The organism is Deltaproteobacteria bacterium, from assembly GCA_013151235.1.
Taxonomy (GTDB): Bacteria; CG2-30-53-67; CG2-30-53-67; order CG2-30-53-67; family CG2-30-53-67; genus JAADIO01.
Genome location: JAADIO010000019.1, coordinates 23860 through 47749, shown reverse-complemented (window position 1 = coordinate 47749; position 23890 = coordinate 23860). Strand labels below are relative to the sequence as shown.

Annotated in this window: 24 protein-coding genes; 7 read left to right on the top strand and 17 right to left on the bottom strand. The window is 52.6% G+C overall.

Annotated features, from left to right (window positions below; translation table 11 throughout):
- Positions 1-5 precede the first annotated feature (5 nt).
- From GXP58_03605 to GXP58_03590, 4 genes are all read left to right on the top strand, one after another.
- Positions 6-1085: a chemotaxis response regulator protein-glutamate methylesterase gene (locus GXP58_03605; protein ID NOY52689.1), complete on the top strand. Its 1080-nt coding sequence runs from the start codon at positions 6-8 to the stop codon at positions 1083-1085.
- 120 nt (positions 1086-1205) lie between these two features.
- Positions 1206-2054, top strand: a complete 849-nt coding sequence (locus GXP58_03600) for a GAF domain-containing protein (GenBank protein ID NOY52688.1) — start codon at positions 1206-1208, stop codon at positions 2052-2054.
- A gap of 69 nt (positions 2055-2123) precedes the next feature.
- Positions 2124-2495, top strand: coding sequence for a response regulator (locus tag GXP58_03595; GenBank protein ID NOY52687.1), 372 nt, complete (start codon positions 2124-2126; stop codon positions 2493-2495).
- A 358-nt stretch (positions 2496-2853) separates the two neighbouring features.
- Positions 2854-4896, top strand: a complete 2043-nt coding sequence (locus tag GXP58_03590) for a S8 family serine peptidase (GenBank protein ID NOY52686.1) — start codon at positions 2854-2856, stop codon at positions 4894-4896.
- Between the two features lie 11 nt (positions 4897-4907).
- On the opposite strand, the gene GXP58_03585 is transcribed toward GXP58_03590, so the two are convergent.
- The gene (locus GXP58_03585; protein NOY52685.1) at positions 4908-6491 is read right to left on the bottom strand and encodes a DUF1957 domain-containing protein; all 1584 of its coding nucleotides are present in this window, start codon (positions 6489-6491) and stop codon (positions 4908-4910) included.
- A 103-nt stretch (positions 6492-6594) separates the two neighbouring features.
- The gene (locus GXP58_03580; GenBank protein NOY52684.1) at positions 6595-7692 is read right to left on the bottom strand and encodes a DUF4912 domain-containing protein; all 1098 of its coding nucleotides are present in this window, start codon (positions 7690-7692) and stop codon (positions 6595-6597) included.
- A gap of 249 nt (positions 7693-7941) precedes the next feature.
- On the opposite strand from GXP58_03580, the gene pdxA reads away from it, so the two are divergent.
- Positions 7942-8955 carry a 4-hydroxythreonine-4-phosphate dehydrogenase PdxA gene (gene pdxA, locus GXP58_03575; GenBank protein NOY52683.1) on the top strand — a complete coding sequence of 338 codons (1014 nt, stop codon included), beginning with the start codon at positions 7942-7944 and terminating at the stop codon, positions 8953-8955.
- 181 nt (positions 8956-9136) lie between these two features.
- A complete protein-coding gene (tusC, locus tag GXP58_03570) occupies positions 9137-9502 on the top strand; it encodes a sulfurtransferase complex subunit TusC (protein NOY52682.1) in 366 nt (121 codons plus the stop codon).
- A gap of 102 nt (positions 9503-9604) precedes the next feature.
- On the opposite strand, the gene gltA is transcribed toward tusC (GXP58_03570), so the two are convergent.
- The 15 genes from gltA to GXP58_03495 form a co-directional block, all read right to left on the bottom strand.
- Positions 9605-11080: an NADPH-dependent glutamate synthase gene (gene gltA / locus GXP58_03565; protein ID NOY52681.1), complete on the bottom strand. Its 1476-nt coding sequence runs from the start codon at positions 11078-11080 to the stop codon at positions 9605-9607.
- Positions 11081-11180: 100 nt separating this feature from the next.
- A complete protein-coding gene (locus GXP58_03560; GenBank protein ID NOY52680.1) occupies positions 11181-12032 on the bottom strand; it encodes a sulfide/dihydroorotate dehydrogenase-like FAD/NAD-binding protein in 852 nt (283 codons plus the stop codon).
- 28 nt (positions 12033-12060) lie between these two features.
- Positions 12061-12525: a ferritin family protein gene (locus GXP58_03555; GenBank protein ID NOY52679.1), complete on the bottom strand. Its 465-nt coding sequence runs from the start codon at positions 12523-12525 to the stop codon at positions 12061-12063.
- Positions 12526-12662: 137 nt separating this feature from the next.
- Entirely contained in the window at positions 12663-14351 is a 1689-nt protein-coding gene (locus GXP58_03550) for an FAD-dependent oxidoreductase (GenBank protein NOY52678.1), read from the bottom strand.
- 286 nt (positions 14352-14637) lie between these two features.
- Positions 14638-14883: a hypothetical protein gene (locus GXP58_03545; protein ID NOY52677.1), complete on the bottom strand. Its 246-nt coding sequence runs from the start codon at positions 14881-14883 to the stop codon at positions 14638-14640.
- 10 nt (positions 14884-14893) lie between these two features.
- On the bottom strand, positions 14894-15979 hold the full coding sequence (gene dsrB, locus GXP58_03540) for a dissimilatory-type sulfite reductase subunit beta (GenBank protein NOY52676.1): 1086 nt from the start codon (positions 15977-15979) through the stop codon (positions 14894-14896).
- Between the two features lie 77 nt (positions 15980-16056).
- A complete protein-coding gene (gene dsrA / locus GXP58_03535) occupies positions 16057-17277 on the bottom strand; it encodes a dissimilatory-type sulfite reductase subunit alpha (GenBank protein NOY52675.1) in 1221 nt (406 codons plus the stop codon).
- 138 nt (positions 17278-17415) lie between these two features.
- Positions 17416-18069: a hypothetical protein gene (locus tag GXP58_03530; GenBank protein NOY52674.1), complete on the bottom strand. Its 654-nt coding sequence runs from the start codon at positions 18067-18069 to the stop codon at positions 17416-17418.
- A 6-nt stretch (positions 18070-18075) separates the two neighbouring features.
- Entirely contained in the window at positions 18076-18369 is a 294-nt protein-coding gene (dsrH, locus tag GXP58_03525; protein NOY52673.1) for a sulfurtransferase complex subunit TusB, read from the bottom strand.
- Positions 18370-18399: 30 nt separating this feature from the next.
- On the bottom strand, positions 18400-18771 hold the full coding sequence (gene tusC, locus GXP58_03520) for a sulfurtransferase complex subunit TusC (GenBank protein NOY52672.1): 372 nt from the start codon (positions 18769-18771) through the stop codon (positions 18400-18402).
- Positions 18772-18799: 28 nt separating this feature from the next.
- Positions 18800-19156 carry a sulfurtransferase complex subunit TusD gene (gene tusD, locus GXP58_03515; GenBank protein NOY52671.1) on the bottom strand — a complete coding sequence of 119 codons (357 nt, stop codon included), beginning with the start codon at positions 19154-19156 and terminating at the stop codon, positions 18800-18802.
- A 186-nt stretch (positions 19157-19342) separates the two neighbouring features.
- Entirely contained in the window at positions 19343-19678 is a 336-nt protein-coding gene (locus GXP58_03510; GenBank protein NOY52670.1) for a TusE/DsrC/DsvC family sulfur relay protein, read from the bottom strand.
- A gap of 107 nt (positions 19679-19785) precedes the next feature.
- Positions 19786-21396 (bottom strand): (Fe-S)-binding protein, encoded by a 1611-nt coding sequence (locus tag GXP58_03505; protein NOY52669.1) that lies wholly within the window; start codon positions 21394-21396, stop codon positions 19786-19788.
- A 5-nt stretch (positions 21397-21401) separates the two neighbouring features.
- A complete protein-coding gene (locus GXP58_03500; protein ID NOY52668.1) occupies positions 21402-22454 on the bottom strand; it encodes a menaquinol oxidoreductase in 1053 nt (350 codons plus the stop codon).
- 51 nt (positions 22455-22505) lie between these two features.
- Positions 22506-23030 (bottom strand): hypothetical protein, encoded by a 525-nt coding sequence (locus GXP58_03495; protein ID NOY52667.1) that lies wholly within the window; start codon positions 23028-23030, stop codon positions 22506-22508.
- Between the two features lie 509 nt (positions 23031-23539).
- On the opposite strand from GXP58_03495, the gene GXP58_03490 reads away from it, so the two are divergent.
- Positions 23540-23866 carry a hypothetical protein gene (locus GXP58_03490; protein NOY52666.1) on the top strand — a complete coding sequence of 109 codons (327 nt, stop codon included), beginning with the start codon at positions 23540-23542 and terminating at the stop codon, positions 23864-23866.
- Positions 23867-23890: the final 24 nt, after the last annotated feature.

Genomic DNA, 23890 nt, shown 5'->3' with positions numbered 1-23890 from the left:
ACGCCATGGCAAAGCACGCTGCACATTCTCCCTTGCGGGCACTGGTCGTTGACGATTCCGCCTACCTGCGGCGGCTCCTCTCCGACATCCTCAACTCCATCCCCGGCGTAAAAGTTGCAGGAACGGCCTTCAACGGCAAAGAAGCAATCACCCAGGCTCTGCAGATAAATCCCGACCTGATTACCCTCGACCTGGAGATGCCGGAGATGGACGGGTTCACCTTCCTCCGCTGGCTGATGCAGGAACACCCGACCCCCACCATCATCATCAGTTCAGAGGGGACCGAAGAAAATGTTTTGAAGGCTCTCGACCTCGGCGCCGTTGATTTTATCGTCAAGCCAACACATCATATCAGTACCGAATTGGAACAAATCGAGGGGCCTCTTGTGGAAAAAGTGGAGGGATTGAAGAACCTCCGGATCGAAAAGGTCAAGAAACAGATCGAGACCCTCCGCAGAAGGTCCCCCCGTATTCCGGTATGTGAGACCAGGCCTGTTGACGCCCCCTTTGACCTGGTCGCTATCGGAGCTTCCACGGGGGGTCCGCCGGCTCTGCAGTCGATTCTGAGCCATCTTCCAGGAAACTTTCCGGTCCCCATCGTCGTGGTGCAACATATGCCGGCCAGTTTCACAGGCCTCTTTGCAGAACGCTTGAATGCCTTCTGTGCTCTCGAAATCAAGGAAGCGGCAAACGGAGACCGCGTCCGTCCCGGACGGGCACTGATTGCTCCGGGGGGACGGAACATGCGCTTTGTCAAGGGGAAAAAAGGCGTACGGGTACAGATCGATACGCCCAGCCCTCTCGACAAGTACATCCCCTCGGTGGACGTCCTGATGCAGTCTTCCGCCGAACTCTTCCACAAAAAAACCCTCGGTATACTTCTGACCGGAATGGGGGATGATGGAAAAATTGGGATGCGTGCGATCAAGGAGCAAAAAGGAAGAACCATTGCCGAATCGGAGGAAACAGCCGTCATTTTCGGGATGCCGGCGGAAGCCATTCGGGAAGGGGTCGTGGACTCCGTGGTGGCCTTGAACCAAATCAGCGAATCTATCCTTTCGCTCTGCATGGAAAGTTCGCTCTAACTATTGAATTTTCTTGATCATTATTGGGTTTCGGGTTATGATATACTTGTTACCCTGTACAGAGTCCGTATCCTTTTTGTCCGCGTTCCGTGATCGGACTTTTGCGGAAAGGAGTGATGTATGGAAGAGAACAAAATCGGAAGCAACCTGGAAAATGTTAAAGGAGAAGAATTTCTGCAGATCTTCTACAAAGGTGCGGAGTTCACCAAGGAATTGATGGCGGAAAATGAAAAACTCCGATTCAAGATCCTGCAATTGGAAGAAGCGGGCAAAACCGGGTCCACGGACCCCAACCTGCAGGCGGAATTACAGAACCTGGAATCCAAAATACAATCGTTAAAAGAAGACAAGGAACGTCTCCTGCAACGACATAAAGAGGTGGAACAGGAGAACAAAGACTTTGCCGACCGCTATCTCGAAGTGGAGGAGGAGAACAATAACCTGGCAAATCTCTACATCGCCTCCCATCAGCTTCACTCCACCCTCGACTACAAAGAGGTTCTGCGAATCATCCTGGAGATTGTCATCAATCTCGTCGGCGCCGAGACCTTCGGCATCATGCTCCTCGACGAGAAGCATAACGAGATGGTAACCGTGGCTGCGGAAGGGATCGAACCACAGGAGATCGCAAACATCAAGATCGGAAACGGTAAGGTTGGAGAAGTCGCCGCGCAGGGGGAGAGTTTTTTTGCAGAAGATCTGAATCGTGAGGGGATCGACCTGAACAACCCCGTCGCGTGTGTCCCGCTGAAAATCAAAGAGGATGTAATCGGACTCCTTGTCATCTATACGCTACTGACACAAAAGGAGTCTTTCAAAAATATCGACTTTGAACTTTTTAACCTTCTGGCCGGACATGCCGCCACGGCGATCTACAGTGCAAAGCTCTACTCATTGTCGGAACGAAAGCTTTCGACCATTCAGGGCTTTCTGGGCCTGCTCAGCGAAACACCTCAGGCACAGGCATAAAGAGCCGGACGGTCCGTTTATGAGACCTTTTTGACCACATCATCCTCCAATCATGTAGGAGAAAAGGGAATGGCCAAACACAATATTCTGATTGTTGAAGATTCGCCCACCATGCGGCAACTGATTATCTTCTCCCTCAAACGGATCGGAGACTGCAACCTGGTCGAGGCCAGTGACGGAGTGGATGGTTGGAAAAAACTTTCGGGCCAGGAATTCGACCTGATCCTGACGGATATCAACATGCCGGTCATGGACGGCTTGAAACTTGTCAGTCTCATCCGGAACGATGAGAAAAAACAGGAAATCCCGATCATCATCATTACGACCGAAGGGGCCGAAGAAGACAAACGCCGGGGACTGGCCCTGGGTGCCAACGACTATATCGCCAAGCCGATCCAGTCGCACACCCTGCTTAATGTCGTGAAGAAATACATCAACTAATTCGGTTGCGCTCTCATACCTTCGGAGTTTGCTCTACCGCGGGGAGGAGAGATGATCCCTTCCTCTGGAAAAGCTTCCACCATCGGAGAGAGGGAATCCGCTGGAAAGCGGCATTTTCCGCGGTGCCCCTCGCAATTATGCCATCGGACAACAAAGAGAAAAAGATTTCCCATATAGGGAAATCTTTTTCCCAAATTAGGCAAATTTTTTCCTCCTCCCAGTGAAAAGAATCCCGATACAAAAACTTCCCACACAAAATTATCAAACAATATCAAACAGTTCCGGATTCCTTGAAGCAGCCTATTCGGCACGCTTCCATGGCATGAAAATTGCTCTCCATAGAATGGGTACTTCCGTCATGCTGCTTATAAATAATGAAGAGAAGATCATGCGGCAACAGGCCCTCTTATGGTTCCGCTTTATCCTGCCAACCTTTTTACTGCTCTTTGCAGGGGTTGTCCCCGCTGCTACCGCCGGCAAACAAGTCCATCCGACAAAGATCAGCTCACAAATAAGAACGATCCGGGATACATTCGTCCGGAAAGGACTTCCCGGGGTCCGGAAACTGATTCAAGGACGAAGAGTCGTTCTGGAAACTGACCGGATCGAAATCGTCCTTGAGTTCAAACAAGGCACCGGGATCAACGGGAACTTGATCCGGCAGTTCGGCGGGAGCGTGGGACACCGGTATCGGAACCGTCTGGTTGTAAAACTTCCCCTCGACCGGATTCCGGAACTCTCCACCGCCCTGCCCGGCCTGGAAAAGATCCGCCTTCCCTACCGTCCCTTTGAGGTTGCCGAAAGTGAGGGAGTATCCATCATGGGAGCCACCGATCACCATGCCATCGGTGTGACCGGATCCGGCGTAAAAGTCGCAATCATCGATCTCGGTTTCCAGAATCTGACGACGGCGCAAAACGCAGGTGAGGTTCCCGCCAATGTGACGACGGTCGATTATACCGGGAGCGGCATACAGGCGACCACAAAACACGGGACGGCCGTCGCCGAAGTGATTCACGACATGGCCCCCGATGCACAACTTTATCTCCTGAAGATCGGAAACGACGTCGATCTCGGAAACGCCAAAGATTACTGCATCACGCACGGCATCCGGGTGATCAATCACTCCGTCGCCTGGTTCGGCGCTGCTTTTTATGACGGGACGGGACCAATCTGCGATATCGCCAACGACGCTTACAACCACGGGATCCTCTGGGTCAATGCCGCAGGAAATTACGGCAACATGCATTATCAGGGGACAATGACCGACACCGACAACGACAGGAAGCACGAATTTACACCCAACGATGAGGCCTTAAGTTTTCATGACAATGTCGGCGTCACCCTCCAAATCATCATGGACTGGGATGCCTACCCCACAACCTACGACGATTACGATCTCTTTCTCTATGATATCGACCCGGACACGAATCCGGGGGCACAGGTCGTGGCCTCCTCACAGAACAACCAAGGACCGACCTGGGCCGGTCAACCCTATGAAAACCTTGTGTATACCGCTCCCGCATCGGCAACCTATTATCTGGTGATCAAGAAAAAAACCACCGGTGATGCCGACCATGCTCTCTCCGTCTTTTTTCTCAATGTTTCTTCCCTGGAGTACCGGAACCGGGAGAACAGTCTTGCCCAGCCGGCCGACGCCACCGGCGTCCTGGCGGCCGGTGCCGTCAACCTCACCGATAATCTCCGGGGGTACAGCTCCAGGGGGCCGACCAACGACGGACGGATCAAACCGGACGTCACTGCAACAGACGGGGTTACCAACTCAATCTACGGGACATTTTATGGAACCTCGGCGGCCTCCCCCCATACGGCGGGTGCGGCGGCCCTCCTTCTGGAGCAGGACCCAACACTGACAGTGAGTCAACTCATGAACCGGCTGGAGAGTGAAACAATCGACCTGGGGAGCAGCGGAAAGGACAACCTATACGGTGCAGGACGGATCAGTCTCGACGCCGATGGAGACGGATTGATCCATGATCTGGAGCTTCAATACGGTGCAAACCCGCTGGTCCGGAATACCGACAGTGATGGTCTGCTGGATGGCGAAGAGGTCCTGACGTACAATACCGACCCGGTCCAGTGGGATACCGACGGCGACAGCTTCAGTGACGGAGAGGAGGTCACCGGATTTTCCGATCCCCTCAATCCTCAGTCCGTTCCTCAAGCCATCATAGGAGACATTGCCCCTCACGGAAACCCGGACGGAACCGTCGATGCGGCCGATGCCATGATCGCCCTTCGTATCGCATCGGGCCTGATCACCCCCACCGCCCTCGACCTGGGACGGGGCGACATCTACCCACAGGGGAACCCTGATGGAGTGATTGATCTGTCCGATGCCCTGCTGATCATGCGGAAGGCAATGGGGATTACGAAGTAAACGCTGAACAGCTACGATTTATAGACTTCGAAGTTGATATCCGGAAAGATATTGTCCCGTTCTTCGATCATGGAGAGGAATCCCTCATCAATCCTGTTTTCATGAAGTTCCTCGTAGAGACGGGTAAACCGGAGGAGGTGGTCCTTGGTCCGCTTCACGGCATACTCGACCATCGTTCCGGTCTTCATAATGAAAGCCCAGTCGGAACTCTGGGCCAGTAGGAGTTCACGGGCCGCCTGGTTCAGGGCGCGACGTGTCAGACCGTTTTGACCTTCGAAACGGTCGGCCAGCTCCGTCATCCGCTCCGCCGCCTTGTGAAGGTGCCTGTAGATCCAGTCGTTGCTCCCTTCCAGCCAGACCTCGGCATACCCCTTGTGCCCCCAGCTTGACATGGACGGCATGGAGACCTGAAGGGTTGGATTCTCATTCAGATATTCCGACGGGGTGATCAACCGTAAGACCTTCTGATCATGGACAACCTTCCGGAGCAGCAGGTTGATCCATTCCGGCCCTTCATACCACCAGTGACCGAAAAGTTCGGCATCATAGGGGGCCGTGAGGATCGGCATCCGCCCCATCTTCCCGTAAAGAAACTCCGCCTGTTTTTCCCTGTTGAACATGAAGTTAGCGGCATGCTCCGCCGCCTTCTCCATCGCCCGATGCGGATCGTAAGGGAGCTTCCCGGTACCCGGTCCGGTGATCCGGTAATACTTGATCCCCGTATTGATTCGGATCCCATCTTCATGGAGATAGGGGCGAATATAGTCGTATTCCAGGTCAAAACCGATATCCCGGTAAAATTCCCGGTAATCGTAGTCCCCCGGATATCCCTCTTCCGCACTCCAGACCTGCTTGGACGATTCCATGTCCCGTCCGAAGGCGGCCACGCCGGAAGGGGTCACGATCGGGGCAAAGACACCGAACTTGGGGCGGGGGGAAGCATGGAGGATCCCGTGGCTTTCGGTAAAGAAATACCGAATCCCCTCTTCCCGGAGTACCTCGTCCAGCGCCGGGGTGAAACCGCATTCAGGAAGCCAGATCCCCCGGGGACGCCGTCCCAGGAGCTTCTCGTAATGTTCACAGGCCGTCCGGACTTGGGCGGTCACGGCCGGTCGGTGTACGTCCATGAGGGGAAGAAATCCGTGAGTGGCCCCACAGGTGGTGATTTCCAGGACCCCTGAATCCTGAAGTTTTTGGAAGGCCGGGACGATATTGCAACCATTGCGGTCTTCGAAACAGTCCCGCACCTTGTGAAGACGGAAAAAGTACATCTGGGCCAGGGAATGAAATTCCGGCAGCCAGCGGGTCCGCTCCACTTCCCGTTCAGCAAGATCAATCCGTTTATTAAGATCGCGAAGGTATCGCTCCAGCAGGAGAGGGTCGGTCATCATGGAGAGAAGCGTAGGAGTGAGGGACATCGTAATCCGAAAATTGATCCCGTCACGGACCAGACCTTCAAAGACCTGGAGCAGGGGGATGTAGGTCTCGGTCATCGCCTCGTAGAACCAGTCCTCTTCCAGAAAGTCCCGATATTCCGGATGGCGGACGTAGGGAAGATGGGCATGCAACATCAGGCAGAGATAACCTTTAAACATCGTAACCTCATAAGAACAGAACGGAAATGTTTTGCATATTTCCCGGCCGGTAAGGAACTGTCTGGAAGTAACGCTCCGCAGGCAAGAAGCGGCGGCCGTTTATCTATTGCCGATCCGTTTTCCGCTCAACCCGGGGCGTCACCGTGGCCTCATCCACCCGGTCGGCGGAAACAAATGTCACGGGAATCACCTGTCGGCCATCCGGCAGGGCAAAGCGGGCCGTAAAGGTCCCGTCCGGACGGAGGCGGATCGGCTTTCCCTGCAGGGTGACCCAAGCGTCCGGTTCCGTTGCCCCGTAGACGATCAGTTCAGCATCCAGTTGGTACCAGAACCCCCTGCGGGGCATTTCACGGAAACGGCCGCTCCCGAAAAAGCTGCTGATGCCCCCGGAAGAAAGTTCCGCTTCAAACCGACGGGCCTGCGTCTCCTGTAATCCTGCCGATCCTTCTCCCCTGCCGATCCGGAAACCACCGGACAAGGCGTACATCTCCTCCGCCTCTTCATTCAGGGTCACCCACTGCTCATCCACTACGTCCGACATCCCGGCCCGTGGCGTCTGCACGGAGTTCGACCGGACCAGCCGCAGGAACCGTTCGCCAACCATCACTCCGAAATCCGCGAAGAATTCGGTATCGGGACGCCCCATGTTGATATACCAGTTATTCGTCAACCCTTCTACATCAATATCGCTGAAATGGACTTGGTCGCCGGCGTAGACCCGCACGACCTGCCGGTAGGCATGTTCCGCCAGACCATTCTTGTGCAAGGCCTGGGCAATCGTCCCTTCCTGGATCTCCCAGTAAGCATAGATCCAGTAGGGATCCCGCACCATCAGAACGATCCGGTCATCCCCGTAACCTTCCGGAAGTTCCTCGATAACCGGAGGAGGCGCCGGAAATGATTTCTCCTCCATCCCAGGCTCAAACCGGACCCGCTCAACCTCCTCCTGACAACTCTCCAACAAATGCATCTTTCGCCGGACCGGCCGGTGTTCTAGTGCAGATCGCAAGGTAGACGCCTTTAAAATATTCTTTTCCCGGCGTTTCACACCCCGTTCCTCCCCTTTCCCGGCTTTGTTCTTGTGGGAGAGTGCCTGGACCAGTTCTCCCTTCGTCATCCTGCTACGCCCGGAGAGCTTCACTTCCCTGGCCATTTTCATCAAGGAGCTCTTCGTCATCTCTTCCAGAGCATGCTTTCTCATCGGACCTTCTCCCCTGTAAATTCATCAAAATAGAGGTACATTAAATCATAAAAGCGTAACTCCCAGCTCGGATGAAGGGTCCGAGTATACCACCCCTTTCTGCTTTGTCAAGCCAAAGGGGTCAAGTCTGCTTTTGGCTTTTTTGTGAAACATTCTATCAGAATAAAAGCCAAAAGCAGACTTGACCCCTTTGCGGGTTGACAATGGATCGGAGATTCTGTTACCTTCTTTCCGGAATGGAGGTGAAAAATGAAGAGACTTCCGGTCATCGGAATCACCATGGGTGATCCCGCCGGTATCGGCCCGGAGATCATCCTGGCCCTGCTCAACCGTCGGAAGGAGATGGAGGATTTTCTTCCCCTTGTTTTCGGCAGCGCCGCCGTTTTTGACACTCTGGCGGAACATCTCGCAATACAGAGCCCCTTTCATGTCCTGTCGGATATCAAAGAGTTCTCCCGGCGGGAGACAAACCCCTGTCTCCTCGATTTTAAAAATATCGCTCCTGCCGACTTCGCTCCCGGAGAAGTATCGGCCGCGGCTGGCCGTGCCTCGATTGAATATGTCCTTGCTGCCATAGACGCTGCGCTGAAAGGAGATATAGATGCCATTGTCACAGCACCGATCCACAAGGAAGCGGTCCATCTTGCAGGATTCAACTTCGCCGGCCACACGGAACTCCTCGCGGCGAAAACGGGGACCTCGCAATTCGCAATGATGCTCATGGGAGGACCGATCCGTGTTATTCTTGTCACGACCCACCTCGCATTGAGGGAGGTTCCCCATGCATTGACGCCTGGGAATATTGAAAAGAAGATTCTACTTGCTCATCAGGCAATGCTCGACCTCGGTTTTTCCTCCCCCCGTATCGCCGTCGCCGCGCTGAACCCCCATGCTGGAGAACACGGCCTCTTCGGGGAGGAAGAAGAGAAGATTATTCTGCCCGCCGTCATTGCGTCCCAAAAAAAGGGAATCAACGTCACAGGGCCGCTGCCTCCGGATACGGTCTTTCATCAGGCCTATCACGGACGTTTCCATGCCATCGTCTCCATGTATCACGATCAGGGACTGATTCCCCTGAAAATGATCGCCTTTGAAAAGGGGGTCAACGTGACCCTGGGCCTGCCGATCATCCGAACTTCCGTGGATCACGGAACGGCCTTCGATATTTCAGGCCAAGGAAAAGCCGACCCTTCCAGTTTAATGGAAGCCGTTTCCGTCGGCTTACAGCTTGCAGCAAAAGGAATCGACAAAAAAAACCTCTAAGTGGTTTACTTCACAACTACAGCAATGAACAAAAAGGGGCATTGAAACGGCATATTTCCCTTATTGTCAATTTGTTTTGTCAAGTTTTTACTTGAAGGGAAGCTCCGAATATCTTATGATGCAGATATATGAAGTCTTACAGCTGAAATAACGTGTTTTAGGAAGGAAGGGTGATTCACAGATGTCCAAAAAGAAGAAAATAACCTTTCTCATGAGGAAGGCGCCTCATGGAACGATATATACCCATGAAGGATTGGAGGCGCTCCTGATCTTCTGTACATATGAACAAGCGATCACCTTGGTCTTGATGGATGACGGAGTCTATGTGCTGAAAAAAGGGCAGGATACAATGGAATTGGGAACTAAGGCGTTTTCCAGTGCTTTTCGGGTCCTGGAAGACTATGGAGTCGAACGGATCATCGTAGACAAAACCGCACTCACAGAACGAGGATTAACCGTCGAAGATCTCATGATTGACGTGGAAGTTCTGGAGTCCGCCGAAATCATGGCCTTTATGAAAAAACAGGAGGTAATTTTGCCCTTTTAATTTCCTTCAGAAACCTGCAAAAGGTTTCGGAAGGAAATTAAAAGGAAAAGGCCGATGAGAAACCTCTCATCGGCCTTTTTTACATCTTATTTTAAGAAACAGCTACTTTTCGCCGTCGCCGTTCGGCGTCCACCATTCACCCGTCTCCAGGTATTGCTGAATGGCATTGGCGGCATTTCGTCCCGCTCCCATCGCCAGGATCACGGTTGCCGCACCGGTTACGATGTCTCCTCCGGCGAAAACCCCTTTCTTGCTGCTGCGGCCGGTAGTCTCATTTTCGACCTCAATGTAACCTCGACGGCTCAGTTTCAGATCCGGCGTGGTCTGGCCGATCAGAGGATTGGCACTGGTCCCGATCGCAATGATTACGGCATCCATATCCAGAACAAATTCCGAGCCCTCGATCGGGATCGGACGGCGCCGTCCAGAGGCGTCCGGTTCACCTAATTCCATTTTAAGGCATTCCAGGCCCGTCACCCAACCGTCTTCATTCCCGAGGATCCGCACGGGGGCTGTCAGGTTCTTAAACTGCACCCCTTCATGCTCGGCATGATCCACTTCCTCTTTCCGGGCCGGCATCTCTTCCCGTCCTCGTCGATAAACAATGTAGGCATTGTCGGCTCCCAGTCGAAGAGCCGTCCGAACGGAATCCATGGCCACATTCCCACCACCGATCACGGCAACATTCTTAAACCGTTTGATCGGGGTATCATAGTTCGGAAAATCAAAGGCTTTCATCAGATTGTTCCGGGTCAGGTATTCATTCGCGGAGAAAACTCCATTCAAGTTCTCACCGGGAATATCCATGAACCAGGGCAGACCGGCGCCGCTCCCGATAAAAACAGCATCAAACCCGTCTTCCTTCATCAATTGATCGATGGTCCGGATCTTCCCGATCACATGGTTCATTTTGAAAACAACGCCAAGCTTTTTCAGATAATCGACTTCCCGTTCCACGATCGCCTTGGGCAGCCGGAATTCCGGGATTCCATACACCAGAACACCGCCCGCCTTGTGGAGGGCCTCGAAGACGGTCACATCATGTCCTTTACGGATCAGATCGCCTGCAACCGTCAACCCCCCCGGACCGGCACCGACCACGGCAACCTTCTTTCCCGTCTTCGACGGAAGCTCCGGCAACGGCGATTCACCGTGAGCGGCTTCATAATCCGCCACAAAACGCTCCAATCGGCCGATCGCAACAGGCTCTTGTTTTTTACCCAGGATACATCTGTTCTCGCACTGCTCTTCCTGTGGACAGACTCGTCCGCAGACCGCCGGCAGAAGATTTGTCTCCTTGATGACCTGGACCGCCTTTGCATAATCACGGTCCTTGATTGCCTGAATAAAACCGGGGATGTTGATTGAAACAGGACACCCCTGTATGCAGAAGGGTTTCTTGCACTGAAGACACCGCGTGGCTTCCGCTATCGCCTGTTCATCGGTATACCCCAGCGTAACGGAATCAAAGTTTTTCGCCCGGACATGCGGATCCTGTTCCGGCATTGCCTGACGGGGGATTTTCGGTCTCTTCGGTTTCGCCTTTGAGGCCCCTTTTAGCTGTTTCTCATCACTCATTCTTATGAATCCTCTCCAGAACTTATGTTGATGGTTTTAAGCAGAATGCCGGATGACCGCGACAGACGGACTTTCAGCGAAAGCCGTCAACACGGATCTTTCAACCCTGATGGCAGGCCCCTTTCCCACAGCGTTCCACGGCGATTTTTTCTTCCGTGAGATACTGTTTCTGGCGCATCATCATCTCTTCAAAATCGACCTGATGCCCGTCAAATTCCGGTCCGTCCACACAGACAAACTTGGTCTTCCCCCCGACGGTCACACGGCAGGCACCGCACATCCCGGTCCCGTCTACCATGATCGTATTCAGGCTGGCAAAGGTCTTGATCTTGTGCGGTTCCGTCACCTTGCAGACGAACTTCATCATGATCGGAGGTCCAATCACGACCACCAGATCGATGGGGATCTTTTCTTCTTCAATCATTGCCTTGAGTTCATCGGTCACAAAACCGTGACGGCCGTAGGTCCCGTCATCCGTAGTCACGCGGACCTCACTGCTGGCCGCATTCATCTTGTCTTCATAGATCAGCAGGTCCTTTGATCGAGATCCGAGAATGGAAATCACCTTGTTGCCGGCATCCTTCATCGCCTTGGCAATGGGATGGACCGGAGCGATTCCGATCCCTCCACCGACACAGACAACGGTACCGAACTTCTCCACATGGGTCGGTTTACCCAACGGCCCCGTAACGTGATGGATCTTCTCTCCCACTTCCAGCTTGCCCAGACAGATCGTAGACTTCCCCACCTCCTGAAAGAGAATATTGATGGTCCCTTTTTCCGCGTCCTTGTCGGCAATGGTCAGGGGAATCCGCTCTCCGTTCTCGTCGACAATGAGGATCACAAACTGGCCCGCTTGGTGAGCGCGGGCAATCTCCGGCGCATTGACCTTGAACTCCGTAATTCTCGGCTTCTCTTCCTGCCACACCTTCTTTTCCAGAATTTCATACATTATGGTTTACCCTCAATCCCGGTTTGGTTTAATAATTTTGGTCCTGGAGTTCGTCATACTCTTCTTCAAATCGTTTCAGATGACGACGTTCTTCGTCGGCCAGGACCGTGAACAGTTTTTTGGCCTCTTCGTTATCGATAAAACGGGAAAAATTGTCATAGTTCCGGATGGCCTCTTTCTCGTTGGACATGGCAACGACCAAGACATCCTTATAGGAAGCATCTTTGCCGAGTTCGGCAGCCTTGATGAAATCCGCGTAGCCGAGACTCCGGATCTCCGAATGAAGATCGGGAACCTCTCCCCGGCTCTGGATGGTCTTCTGCAGGGCCTCAAGGCGGTTAATGTGAGTCTGCTCCTCCGCCGCCAGCGTTTCAAGATATTCTTTCACATTTCGCTGTTCCATCTCTTCTGCGGCATTCAAATAAAAGCTTTTCGCATTCTCTTCCGCGATCTTCGCATAGCTGATGATTTCATTGAACGTAATTTCTTCCATTTTGACTCCTTGTGGATCTCGTCATACCCGGCAGCAAACAAAAAGCTTGTTCCGTGAACAACACCCGGAACTCTTTTTCAGCACGGCCAAGCCCGGACGGCAACATCATGGATTACCGTGGTTCTTCCCCCGGAGGTTCAGACCATATCAATGTAGCCGCAAGGACATTCTTCCGCACACTTTTTGCATCCCTGACAGGTATCGAGGACAAATTTATAATGCTGACCGAAGGGATTTTCATTTTTATCAAGCTTCTTGACAGCACTGTCGGAACAGAAGGTAAAACAGTTGTCACAGTCAAAACATCGGCCACAGCTCATGCATCGTTTCGCCTCTTCAATCGCCTGTTCCTCGGTCAAGGCAAAGCGCAGCTCATTGAAATTGGTCTTCCGATCATCCGCCGGAAGGTATTTTTCATTCTGCCGTTCCAGCGAAACATAATGACCGAGGTTCATGGCATCGGAATGAACAACCGGCAGCGTTTCCGGTTCCGGAACCTCTTCGTCCCGAAGAAAATGATGAATAGCTTCCGCCGTCTTCCGCCCGAGACCAATAGCCTGCGTGGCAATGCCCAATCCGACCGTCACATCCCCCCCGGCAAAGACACCGGCCGTTTCCGTAATCCCGTGATCGTCGGCGGTAATCCAGCCTTTTTCGTTTTTAAAGGAATCCAGGCCTTCCCAATCCGGGGCCTGGCCAATGGCGGAGATGATAGCCGTCGCATCAACGGTATACTCCGAACCTTCGATCGGGACCGGCCTTCTACGGCCCGAATCATCCGGTTCACCTAATTCCATCTTAAGGCATTTCAGTGCCGTCGCCTTCCCGTCTCCGTTTTTGATCACCTCCACCGGAGCAGACAGAAATTCAAAATTGATCCCTTCCTCTTCGGCCAGGGTAATATCATGGTCGATGGCCGGCATCTCGTTCCGGGTCCGCCGATAAAGAAGCGTAACATCCGCCCCAAGGCGGAGTGAAGTCATGGCGGCATCAATAGCGGTATCACCACCACCGATCACCACCACCTTATTCCCGATTTCCACCTTTTCCCCGGCATTGATTTTGTGGAGATAATCGGCGCCGGTCAATACATTCCCGGCATCCTCACCGGGGATATTCATATCCCATCCGGTGTGCGCACCGATGGAGAGATAGATCGCCTTATAATCCTTCTTCAAATCCGCAAAGGTGATATCCCGACCGATCTTGGTGTTGTACTTAATCTCAACCCCCATCTCAGCGATCCGCTGAATTTCAGCATCGAGAACATCATCGGGAAGGCGGTAGACGGGGATCCCGAAACGAAGCATCCCGCCTCCCTTGTCAAACATTTCGAATACCGTTACGGAATAACCCCGACGGGCTAACTGGTATGCACAGGAAAGCCCGGAAGGACCGGCACCAACCACGGCGACTTTTTCCGAACCACCCTCTCCGTCCACCTTCTTCAGTTTCAGTTTATTCTTGATACCATAGTCACCGATGAACCGCTCCATGTTGTTGATCCCCACGGCGGCATCCTTGTCTTTCCGGTTGCACTCACTTTCACAAGGGTGAGGACAGACCCTTCCCATAACGGCGGGAAAGGGGTTCTTGTCCGTGATCGTATACCAGGCTTCTTTGAAGGCATCATCATAGGACCAGTCATATTTTTCGGTCTGGGCAATCTGCACCAGATACGCACGGATATCCTCACCGCTCGGACAAGCATGAATACAGGGAGACTCCTTCAAATTATACTGCGGCCGTTGCGTCGATGTCTGCGTTCCCCTGCCGCCCCGCCTCAGTCCGATCTTGCGCTGTATTTTTCTCACCACAATCGCCATAATACACTCCTTATTTAAAAGGTTACCTGAATATGATTGCCTTGCAATCCCTTCTTTACGGTTACATTGTCTGAGGCTTTATTACGATCCCGGAGGGTTGACAATCTACACACTCACTGACCAGCCTGTACGTCTGCTTTTCCTCTTTTGCGGAACTTTGTTCCGCAAAAGAGGAAAAGATAGCCGGACACCCGACAGAGCCGACCTTGGGTCCCGCGTCGACCGGCTATCCGTTCAAACACATTCAATAACGAATCATAAGATCAGTCCGATGAAAGCGCCTTGATTACTTGGCTGCACCTTCTATCCCGGGAAGTGAAATAAAACTCCCACCGGCATAGCCGTAAACACAGCGTCCGGAATCCATTAAGGTACGAAGCGCTGCCTTGCAGGCCTTTTTGTTGACACTGTCACCATGCTTGGCAATAACTTCTTTGGTGAGGTCGGTCGCCTTGAAACGCTTCTTCCCTGCATACTCCTTCACCAGGTTGAACATCTCATCCGCAATCTGCTCGGTCGTCATTTCCGACATAATCATTCTCCTATTTGAATTTGATCTGGGCGGACCGATGGAAGGTCTCGCCTGCATGCCTGAAATCATCAATATGATATTTCGTGAATTCAAATCCGGTCAGATCAAAGAATTGCGGCCAGCCGATACGGTCAATCCATTCCCCAAGCCGTTCGTAACGCTGTGCACCGGCGGCATAGACCTCAACGATCTTCTTGATCGCCTCAGTCACTTCCGGCCAGCGGGGCGGATTGTTCGGAATAAAGGGAACCGCCAGCTTCGTGAACATAGGCTCCGAACGGGCATTGGAGACCTTGCCGCCGACCCAGATCGAGATGCCGTCGTTCAGCGGATCGGCAATCGGCATGGCCGGGCAGACCGTGTAGCAGTTCGCACAGAACATGCACCGGTCGCCGTCAACCTTGACGGTCTGCTTGCCTTCAACCGTCGTCGGACGAATCGCCGCCGTGGGACAGGACGAAACGGTCGTCGGAATCTCACAGACGTTTGAAACTTGCGCGTCGTCGATCTGAGGCGGACGCCGGTGAATCCCCAGAATGGCAATATCGGAGCAGTGAACGGCCCCACACATATTGAGGCAGCAAGCCGCCGCAATCTTGATCTTGTGGGGAAGTTTCATCTCCACAAAGTACTCATAGAGGTCGTCCATCGTCGCTTTCACCACACCAGAAACATCGGTTGCCGCAGAGTGACAATGAACCCATCCCTGGGTGTGAATAATATTTGAAATGGAGTTTCCCGTTCCGCCCACGGGAAAACCGTTGGCCTGAATGTCCTTGATCAGAGGATCGATATTCCCTTCCTTGTCGGTCAGGAACTCGACATTGTTCCGGCTCGTAAAACGAAGATATCCGTCACAATACTTGTCGGCCATATCGGCAAACATCCGAATCACATCGACACTGATCAGGCGGGGGGACCCCACACGAATAGAATAGATCTTGTCGCCCGTTTCGGAGACATGGACCATGACGCCCGGTTTCAGAATCTCGTGGTATTTCCACTTTCCGTAGTTCTTCTTAATGACCGGATGGAGAAACTGGTCATATTGAGGCGGTCCGATATCGGTTTTTCTCGGTGCTGCAGGTTCAGCCATTTCCTTTTCCTCCTAATGTGTATGATCAATTCAAAATCGTTATCTCTTTGCATTCTCCCCACTGCCTGCCGAAAGCATCATGCTTTCTCCGCCTCGGCGTCATCCACTTCCTCAAAATATTCATCGTAGAAGATGTAGGGGTTCGTACGAGGATGCTTGACATGCTCCGGCAGAGGATCGGCCTCGATTGCTTCGAGGAAATTCCCCAGCCCTACACGCTCAATACATTCACCGATCCGTTCACGATTCACACCATGGTCATCCCAGAAATCCCAGATCCGCTCGATCAGGTCCTTGAATTCCTGGTAATCATCCTCCTTGTCCATCTTGATAAAGGGAACGAGAACCGTGGCGAGAAGCGCTCCTTCAATAATCGGGGCCTTGGCACCGATCAGCAGCGTCGCCCCCTTGTCCAGTCCGGGCCGAAGGGCTTTGGGCATGACATTGATGCAGTGCATGCAGCGAGTGCAGTTCTTGTTGTCGATCGTGATCTCCTTGCCGTCGTAGCTCATGCAGGAGGTCGGACATTTGCGAATCACATCCGAACGAATCTCCATGCCGCTGTCGGCATATTCTTGCACGGCAGCCTGATCGATCCGGATATCATCCCGCCAAGTCCCGATCACGGACATATCGGAACGGGCAATCGAGGCCACGCAATCATTGGGACAACCGGAGAATTTGAACTTCCATTTATAAGGGAAGGCCGGACGATGCAGCTCATCCTGATACTCCATGGTAAAGTTATAACAGGCATCCATGGTATCGTAGCAGGCATATTCACAGCGGGCCATCCCGTTACAGCAGCTCGGCGTCCGGACATCGGAGCCGGACCCGCCCAAATCCCAGTCCTTGGCGGTCAGCTCGGCAAAGATCGGCTCCAGCTCGTCCGTGGTCGTTCCCAGGAAGACGCAGTCGCCCGTGGATCCATGCATGTTCGTCATACCCGATCCATGCCGGTCCCAGATATCACAAAGTTCACGGAGAGCCGCAGAAGTGTAAAACCATCCGGAAGGCTGGTTCACACGAATGGTATGGAAATGCGCACAGGCGGGGAACTGCTCGGCGGCATCGGAATAACGCCCAATGACCCCGCCGCCGTATCCCATGACGCCAACGAGCCCACCATGCTTCCAATGCCCCTTTTTCTCCTTGTAAGAAAGCTCAAGCTGTCCCAGAAGATCATTGATCATCGGTTTCCGTTCGGCCATCTTCTTCATGTCGTTGACGAAACTCGGCCAGGGGCCTTTCTTCAACTCGTCAAGAAGAGGAGTTTCTCTTAATTTTTGATCTGCCATACCGTAGCTCTCCTTTCCTCCGCCCCTCCGCAGTAGAATCCAGAGGGAAAAAATAATGATAAAAATTCACACTTCTTCACCTTTTTTGTTGTCACCCTTTCCGTATCATTTTCAGGCGACTTGTTCGCCCGGCTGTTTCTATTGTCGCAAAGCGTCCTGCGCGAGTTGTCCCACGGTACAAGACCTTAACCATTCATCTTCGTAGATAATTACACTGCCGGCGTCATCCATGCAATTTCGAATCGATTCAATAAATCCGGCCACCCGCGTTCGTCCAAGAGCCCAGAGAGCATGCCCCCGGACATTGGCGTCCGGGTCTTTACAGAAGCTCTCGACCGTTGTAAGGACCTCCTCCACCTCCTCCGGCCGCCGTTCACCGATTCTCCCTATCGCCCAGAGGACACCGACAAGAATTTCGAGATTCCGGTTCGGAGGACGGCAGGTCTCTGTATCTTCAATGTAGTGAACAACGACCTTTCCCCCATCCCGGGCGATCCGTGCATTGTTCCGGGCAATTTCACCCAGGGTTTCCGGTGCGCTTCGTCCAATACTCCCGGCTTCATCATTCAGGGACCAGATGAGTCGATCCACTTCCGGAATGATCAGTTCCGGGTTTTCCCGGGCCAACCGGCCGAACATGGTCACGGCCCGCCATTTTATGATCCGTTCATCTTCATACAGGAGAGACCGGAGCAGACGAACGGTCCTTCGCTTCTCTCCAAGACGACTGAGAATTTCCGGGTAACGGCCTTCCCGAAGCAGCTTCTTCGCCGCCGCTTTGTCATTCCTCATCCAGACTCAAAGCCAGGAATAGGGGACATGCTTTTCCACCATATCCACAAAGCAGGAGTAATCACAGACTTCTACCCCCTCCATAACCTCGTCGATTCCCCGGGCCTTGAGATCCGCCCGGATTGCAAAAACAGGGTGGTCCTCCAGGGTCTTCTTCATGAGCCCTTCAATACTGGACCCCTTCAGGGCGGCGTAGACACCATCTTCAATGAGAATGATTGGGTCCTCTTTCTCAGAGACGCGTACGCAGGTATCCAGATTTCTGTATTTAAATGGTGATTTATTCACGATATGCAGCAATGTTCTTCCTCCTTGCAGGTATCCACATCACTAAAAGGGCAGCAGGACGTCTTGTTCTCCCATATATTTCCGGAGGGTCGCTCCATCAACAACGTCCACATCCATGACCAAGTCTTCCTCCGTCAGCCCGCGCTGTTCCAGAGATTCCCTCTCCACGTAACGGTTTTCCACCCCGTAGGCTTCCAACACACGGAAGGTCGCAGAAAACTCCTTGGTCCCGATTTCAGATGTATCCTGACCTTTTTTCAACGAAAGGACGGCATCATCCAGAAATGCAGCGCTGATTTCCTGGTCATAGGCCCCAAAGATGAGAATGACTTCCAGTCCTTCGTAGGCATAGATGGAACCATGCGGTGCCTTTCGATTCACAAACATAATTTTCCTTGGCGCTTGTTCTTCCATTTGAGTCTCCGGCTCCTTTCTGAGACGATCAGTCACCGAACGTGATCAATCGGTCGGATTCAATACAAAGCTCACTGAGCTGCCCCAGTCCGTCGATACGGGCATTATCAATCAACACGTCGGGATTGATCCCCCGCCGTTTGGCCGCCGCCACGCAGACGATTAACTGGATCCCCTTCGCCCCCAACTCAGACCAGCGTTTACTGATGTGCCGGTCGTCTGCAGGGATGTCCATCAGCTTCGTGGTATTGATGACACCGTCATTATAGAAGAATACGCCGGTGATCTCGTGCCCTTTCTCCAGTGACGCCTGGATGAAATTATAAGCGCTATCCGAAGCCTGGTGATTATAGGGGCCTTCCTGAATGAGAATTCCGAATTTCATCTCCCCTCCATCATAAGTATAAAAAGATATCGTTGCTCTTCCACATGAACCCGAAAGAGCCCGCCATTCCCCGTACCCCCTCAGCCTGCAAAGGTACGTTTGAGTAACCGGGGACGACGATTCAACATCCCCCTCCGGTCTTTTCTTATCGAAATAATAAGGCGGGAGGAACCCCGCCGTCTGCTTTTACACACAACCGGTCGGTTTGGGCAGCCCTGCAATTTTACAGGCCTGCTTGGCCGGTCCCGCCGGGTAGAGCTCGTAGAGATACTTGGTGTTCCCTTTCTCCTTGCCCAGCTTCTTACCGATCGCCTTGGTCAGAATCCGGATCATAGGAGCAATTTTGTACTCGGCATAATAGTCACGCAGAAAATTGACGACCTCCCAATGGGCTTCGGTCATTTCAACGCTTTCGGTCTTGGCCAGAGCAACGGCAATGTCCTCATTCCATTCGCTCATGTCCGCCAGAAAACCGTCTTCATCCAGTTCATACTGTTTTCCATTGACTTCAAGTGTTGCCATTCTTGAATCCTCCATAACATGTGTGATTAAAGAAAATCAAGAGGTCCAAACCTCTTCTCATAATTTTGAATTATTGTCCACCGGATGAAGCCGGATATCCGGCCCGGCTAAACATCCTCCATCCCCTCCAGAGGATCTTCCCGCAAATCGGTGCTCCGTTCCTGTTCCCCCTCCATCACGAGGGCATTCCCGACCAGCTCATGCAGGCCGGAGACCTCCACGCCGGGAACCCAGTACCGCATCAGAGGGGTGAGGGTCGCCCGATCAATAGCACAGATACAGGTCAAAAGATCGACATCGTTTTGCTCATGGACATGCCGGACTGCGTTCGCGCGGGGAAGCCCGCCCCGCATCCGGATATCCATGTACTCGTCCGTATTCAGTCCTGTCCCGCTTCCGCAGCAGAAGGTCTTCTCCCGAATCGTGTTTTTCGGCATCTCGGTGAAGTGGTTGCAGACATGTTTCAGGATGTATCTCGGTTCTTCAAGAATGCCCATCGCACGGGCGGGATTGCAGGAATCATGGAAGGTCGTCTTTCGGTGGTTGTTCCGGCTCGGATCGAGTTTCAACTTGTTATGTTTAATAAGGTCGGCGGTAAATTCAGCGATGTGTACCATTTTGGTGGAGGCGGCGTTATCGAATCGTGTCCCCGTAACCGGAGAGACCGGCACCTCCAGGAAGTCTGCGGGGCCGTTCATCGTATCCATGTATTGATGGACCACCCGCCACATGTGTCCGCATTCCCCGCCCAGAATCCACTTCACACCTAACCTCTTTGCCTCCGCGTACATTTTGGCATTTAATCGTTTCATGATCTCCTGGGAATTAAAGAGACCGAAATTCCCGCCCTCGGAGGCATAGGTACTCATGGTATAATTCAAACCGATATGTTCAAACAAGAGGAGATACCCCATGAAGGTGTAGATCCCCGGGTCCGCGAAGACATCGGCGGATGGCGTAATAAAGAGGACATCCGCCCCTTTCTTGTTCAGCGGAACCTCGATATGAACCCCTGTTATATCTTCGATGTCTTCACAAAGGGAATCAATACTGTCCTTGAAGGTGTGCGGTTGGAGCCCCATATGGTTCCCGGTCTGAAAGCATTTGGCCGCCGGTTCCAGCGCCCAGTTGATATTGACACCGACCAGGTGAAGCAGTTCCCGCGCCATCATCGTGATCTCCGCCGTATCAATCCCGTAGGGGCAGAACACGGAACAGCGGCGGCATTCCGTACACTGGTAATAGTAGGAAAACCACTCCTTCACAACATCCTTCGTCAAGGTCCGGGCCCCGGCAATTTTTCCGAGGATCTTTCCGGCCAGGGTGAAATCCTTCCGGTAAACCGAACGGAGAAGCTCCACACGAAGGACGGGCATATTCTTCGGATCCCCGGTCCCGAGAAAGAAGTGGCACTTATCCGCACAGGCGCCGCAACGAACACAGATGTCGAGAAAGACTTTAAACGATCTGTATTTACTCAGGCGATCCTTCAATCCTTCGTAAATGATCTCCTTCCAGTTTGCCGGAAGCTTCCAGTCCTCATCCGTCGGCTTCCACTCCCTCGGATTCGGAATCCCGAGCACTTCAAGTACCGAGGGTTTTCCGCCGTAGCACCAATTGCCCGGACGGAACTCCGTCGGCGTTTCCATCCACCCGGTTTTCGGAGGTTGATGATTGATCAGTGCGGTTTCTTCCGGTTTCTCAACGTATTTAGCCATAGTCTCTAATCCTTCTCCACGGGAATACCTGCCTTCTTCATCAGTTCCCTATACTCATCCTCATACTCTTCATAGGAGTGCAGCTTGACCGGGTAATTCCAGGGATTCACATGCCTTTTTGCCCGGCTGTTATTCGCCAGATTCCTCGTAGGACTCATAAAAACCCCTGCCATATGGACCAGCTTACTGAACGGAAAGTAGGCAAAAAGTGTACAGACAAGAAGCAGATGCACAAAAAATATGGCGTCGATCCCCTCCGGGACGACCGGATGAAAGGTGGCAAGTCCCATCGTCAGTTCCTTGATATGAATCACATCGACCTTGAAAAAATAGCGCATACAGATCCCGCTCAGCGCAATCGCGAAAATGAGGAACAGCGGAAAATAATCGGCGGGAAGAGAGATATAGCGGACCTGCGGGATCAAGACCCTCCGGAGGAAAAGGAGCGTCACGGCCGTTACAAGGATCACATCGGAGATCAGCAGGGGAGGTGCACCGACGATATTGACAAGATGAAGCGGGGGCACATTAAAGTGTTGCAGTATGTTGGAAAGGCCTGCATCCCAGCCGTTCATCGCCGAGACAAAAGCGGGGATCGGCTGTGTAAAAAGTCGAAGGTGGCGGACAAAAACAAAGAGGAAGGACCAGTGGAAGGTGAGACCGAAGAGCCAGAGCCAGAGAGTCCGGCGGTAGGTCAGGGAAGGATTTGAACCATCGCCCGCCTTGTACCTGAACTTCAGGTTCCTGAAAAGGGAACGGAAAAAAAAGACCTCCAGCGCCATACGGCCTATAACACCCGCCGTGCCGTTCGGGCTCTCCAGAGGATCCGTTTTGATCCAGGGAAGAGATTTCTCCTGGCCGCAGGTCGTCGGGATTCTGAAGGGAACCGGAGAAGCCGCCCACCTCAGAATCCTGTAGATCACGCCCAACAAAAATATCGCCAGTGCTGCATAAGGGATCACAACCCCGAAGAAGTATTGTAAACCCGCTGTCTGCACCCCCAAAAATGCGACGGCACCCAGAACAACGACTGCGATCAAAGGAAGCAAAATTCTCATCTGACGTTTACCTCTCTGAAATAGTCCTTCTCGTTTTCCGGTTTCAAATCCTCACAATCCTCCCGAAGAATCCGGGGCGGCTGCACAAACCAGATCGGCTCGTTCCAGGAGTTTATAGGCCCGGTCCTTGAACTCCCGGACCCGGATTTCATAAATGGTCTCCCTGCACTTCACATAAATATCCACGGCAAGGAGAGTCAGCCGATCCACCAATGCATCGAATTCCCTGACCTCCTCGGAGACCGGATCCGTCTCCTCCTCTCCGATCACCTCCCGGACCACATCCTTCAGAGCTGGAAGAAAGGCAAGCGCCTGGGAAGGGAGAAAATCCTGCACGGCCCGGATGCGGAGAATCCGGTCGAGGACAGGAGCCAGCCGATCAGGAGACGCTCCGGATAGAAGTTCATCCAGAAGAGTTTCCATCGATTTCAGAAGGGTCGTTCCAACAGGATTGGCAAAGGGATCCGGATTATTGAGAAACGGAACAGACTCAGAGGAATAGCTATCGGTGATCACCCGGTGCCATCTTGTCAGAATCTCGGATCTCTTTGCTTTCAGGCAGGATTGCAACTTCATCTTAACGATTGCCCCTCCGGAAACAGCTTCGGATCGGAAAAACAAATGTGATCATTTAAAACCCGAATAATGCGACAGGACCCGGCGACCTTTCATCCACTGCTAAGACGGAAACCAAGGATCGAAACCGGAATTCACAGACATAAGAATATAACGAAATACTAATGCAAAAATCAGCTTGGTTCTTTCGTCATATTCTTGCAGATGATTTTTTGATCTTGATCTTTAAGTAAAACAGCGCAAGCTACTACCCGGAATACATTCTGGGATATAACGGGTTGCTAATATATAGATCTCCGAAGGCGATGTCAAGAAATTTTTTTCAGCATTTTTCGTAAAATAAAACAACGTTTGGTAAACTCTTTGCGAATCCATAAAATCTACTTGGAGCTTCCAAAATATTTCTTAATTGAGTTTCCTTTTCGACCTGATATATCTTTTTTCATATGGAACCGTAAATTGCAAAAATAAAGATCCGGCATCAACTATATTTAGGAAGGAGACCGCCCGTGAACCCATCTATAACGATCAAGATCATCAACAAGCAGCCGCCGGCCGGCCGGTGCCGCATTTACATGGACATGGCGATCGTTCTGATGGAGGCCTACAAAAATGTCCGGATGGAAACCCTTCCCGACGATCAGCGGAAACCGGACGATCCGGCGCCGGCCGCCGTACTGATCAACGGCCGCCTCATGGAACCGGAAGACACGGTAATCGTCAGCGGCAAGGAATTTATCGAAACGGTGGAAGCGGAAGGAGGGATCCTCTATGACGGGGTGGAACCCCCTCTGAAAAGACTCGATGCCGTCATCGAACGCTATTCAAAGCCGTAAATGATGAGTGGTTCATCACCGGCC

Coding starts and splice junctions, on each gene's coding strand:
- GXP58_03605 (NOY52689.1), top strand. CDS start 6: ATGGCAAAGCACGCTGCACATTCTCCCTTGCGGGCACTGGTCGTTGAC.
- GXP58_03600 (NOY52688.1), top strand. CDS start 1,206: ATGGAAGAGAACAAAATCGGAAGCAACCTGGAAAATGTTAAAGGAGAA.
- GXP58_03595 (NOY52687.1), top strand. CDS start 2,124: ATGGCCAAACACAATATTCTGATTGTTGAAGATTCGCCCACCATGCGG.
- GXP58_03590 (NOY52686.1), top strand. CDS start 2,854: ATGCTGCTTATAAATAATGAAGAGAAGATCATGCGGCAACAGGCCCTC.
- GXP58_03585 (NOY52685.1), bottom strand. CDS start 6,491: ATGTTTAAAGGTTATCTCTGCCTGATGTTGCATGCCCATCTTCCCTAC.
- GXP58_03580 (NOY52684.1), bottom strand. CDS start 7,692: ATGAGAAAGCATGCTCTGGAAGAGATGACGAAGAGCTCCTTGATGAAA.
- pdxA (NOY52683.1), top strand. CDS start 7,942: ATGAAGAGACTTCCGGTCATCGGAATCACCATGGGTGATCCCGCCGGT.
- tusC (NOY52682.1), top strand. CDS start 9,137: ATGTCCAAAAAGAAGAAAATAACCTTTCTCATGAGGAAGGCGCCTCAT.
- gltA (NOY52681.1), bottom strand. CDS start 11,080: ATGAGTGATGAGAAACAGCTAAAAGGGGCCTCAAAGGCGAAACCGAAG.
- GXP58_03560 (NOY52680.1), bottom strand. CDS start 12,032: ATGTATGAAATTCTGGAAAAGAAGGTGTGGCAGGAAGAGAAGCCGAGA.
- GXP58_03555 (NOY52679.1), bottom strand. CDS start 12,525: ATGGAAGAAATTACGTTCAATGAAATCATCAGCTATGCGAAGATCGCG.
- GXP58_03550 (NOY52678.1), bottom strand. CDS start 14,351: ATGGCGATTGTGGTGAGAAAAATACAGCGCAAGATCGGACTGAGGCGG.
- GXP58_03545 (NOY52677.1), bottom strand. CDS start 14,883: ATGTCGGAAATGACGACCGAGCAGATTGCGGATGAGATGTTCAACCTG.
- dsrB (NOY52676.1), bottom strand. CDS start 15,979: ATGGCTGAACCTGCAGCACCGAGAAAAACCGATATCGGACCGCCTCAA.
- dsrA (NOY52675.1), bottom strand. CDS start 17,277: ATGGCAGATCAAAAATTAAGAGAAACTCCTCTTCTTGACGAGTTGAAG.
- GXP58_03530 (NOY52674.1), bottom strand. CDS start 18,069: ATGAGGAATGACAAAGCGGCGGCGAAGAAGCTGCTTCGGGAAGGCCGT.
- tusC (NOY52672.1), bottom strand. CDS start 18,771: ATGGAAGAACAAGCGCCAAGGAAAATTATGTTTGTGAATCGAAAGGCA.
- tusD (NOY52671.1), bottom strand. CDS start 19,156: ATGAAATTCGGAATTCTCATTCAGGAAGGCCCCTATAATCACCAGGCT.
- GXP58_03510 (NOY52670.1), bottom strand. CDS start 19,678: ATGGCAACACTTGAAGTCAATGGAAAACAGTATGAACTGGATGAAGAC.
- GXP58_03505 (NOY52669.1), bottom strand. CDS start 21,396: ATGGCTAAATACGTTGAGAAACCGGAAGAAACCGCACTGATCAATCAT.
- GXP58_03500 (NOY52668.1), bottom strand. CDS start 22,454: ATGAGAATTTTGCTTCCTTTGATCGCAGTCGTTGTTCTGGGTGCCGTC.
- GXP58_03495 (NOY52667.1), bottom strand. CDS start 23,030: ATGAAGTTGCAATCCTGCCTGAAAGCAAAGAGATCCGAGATTCTGACA.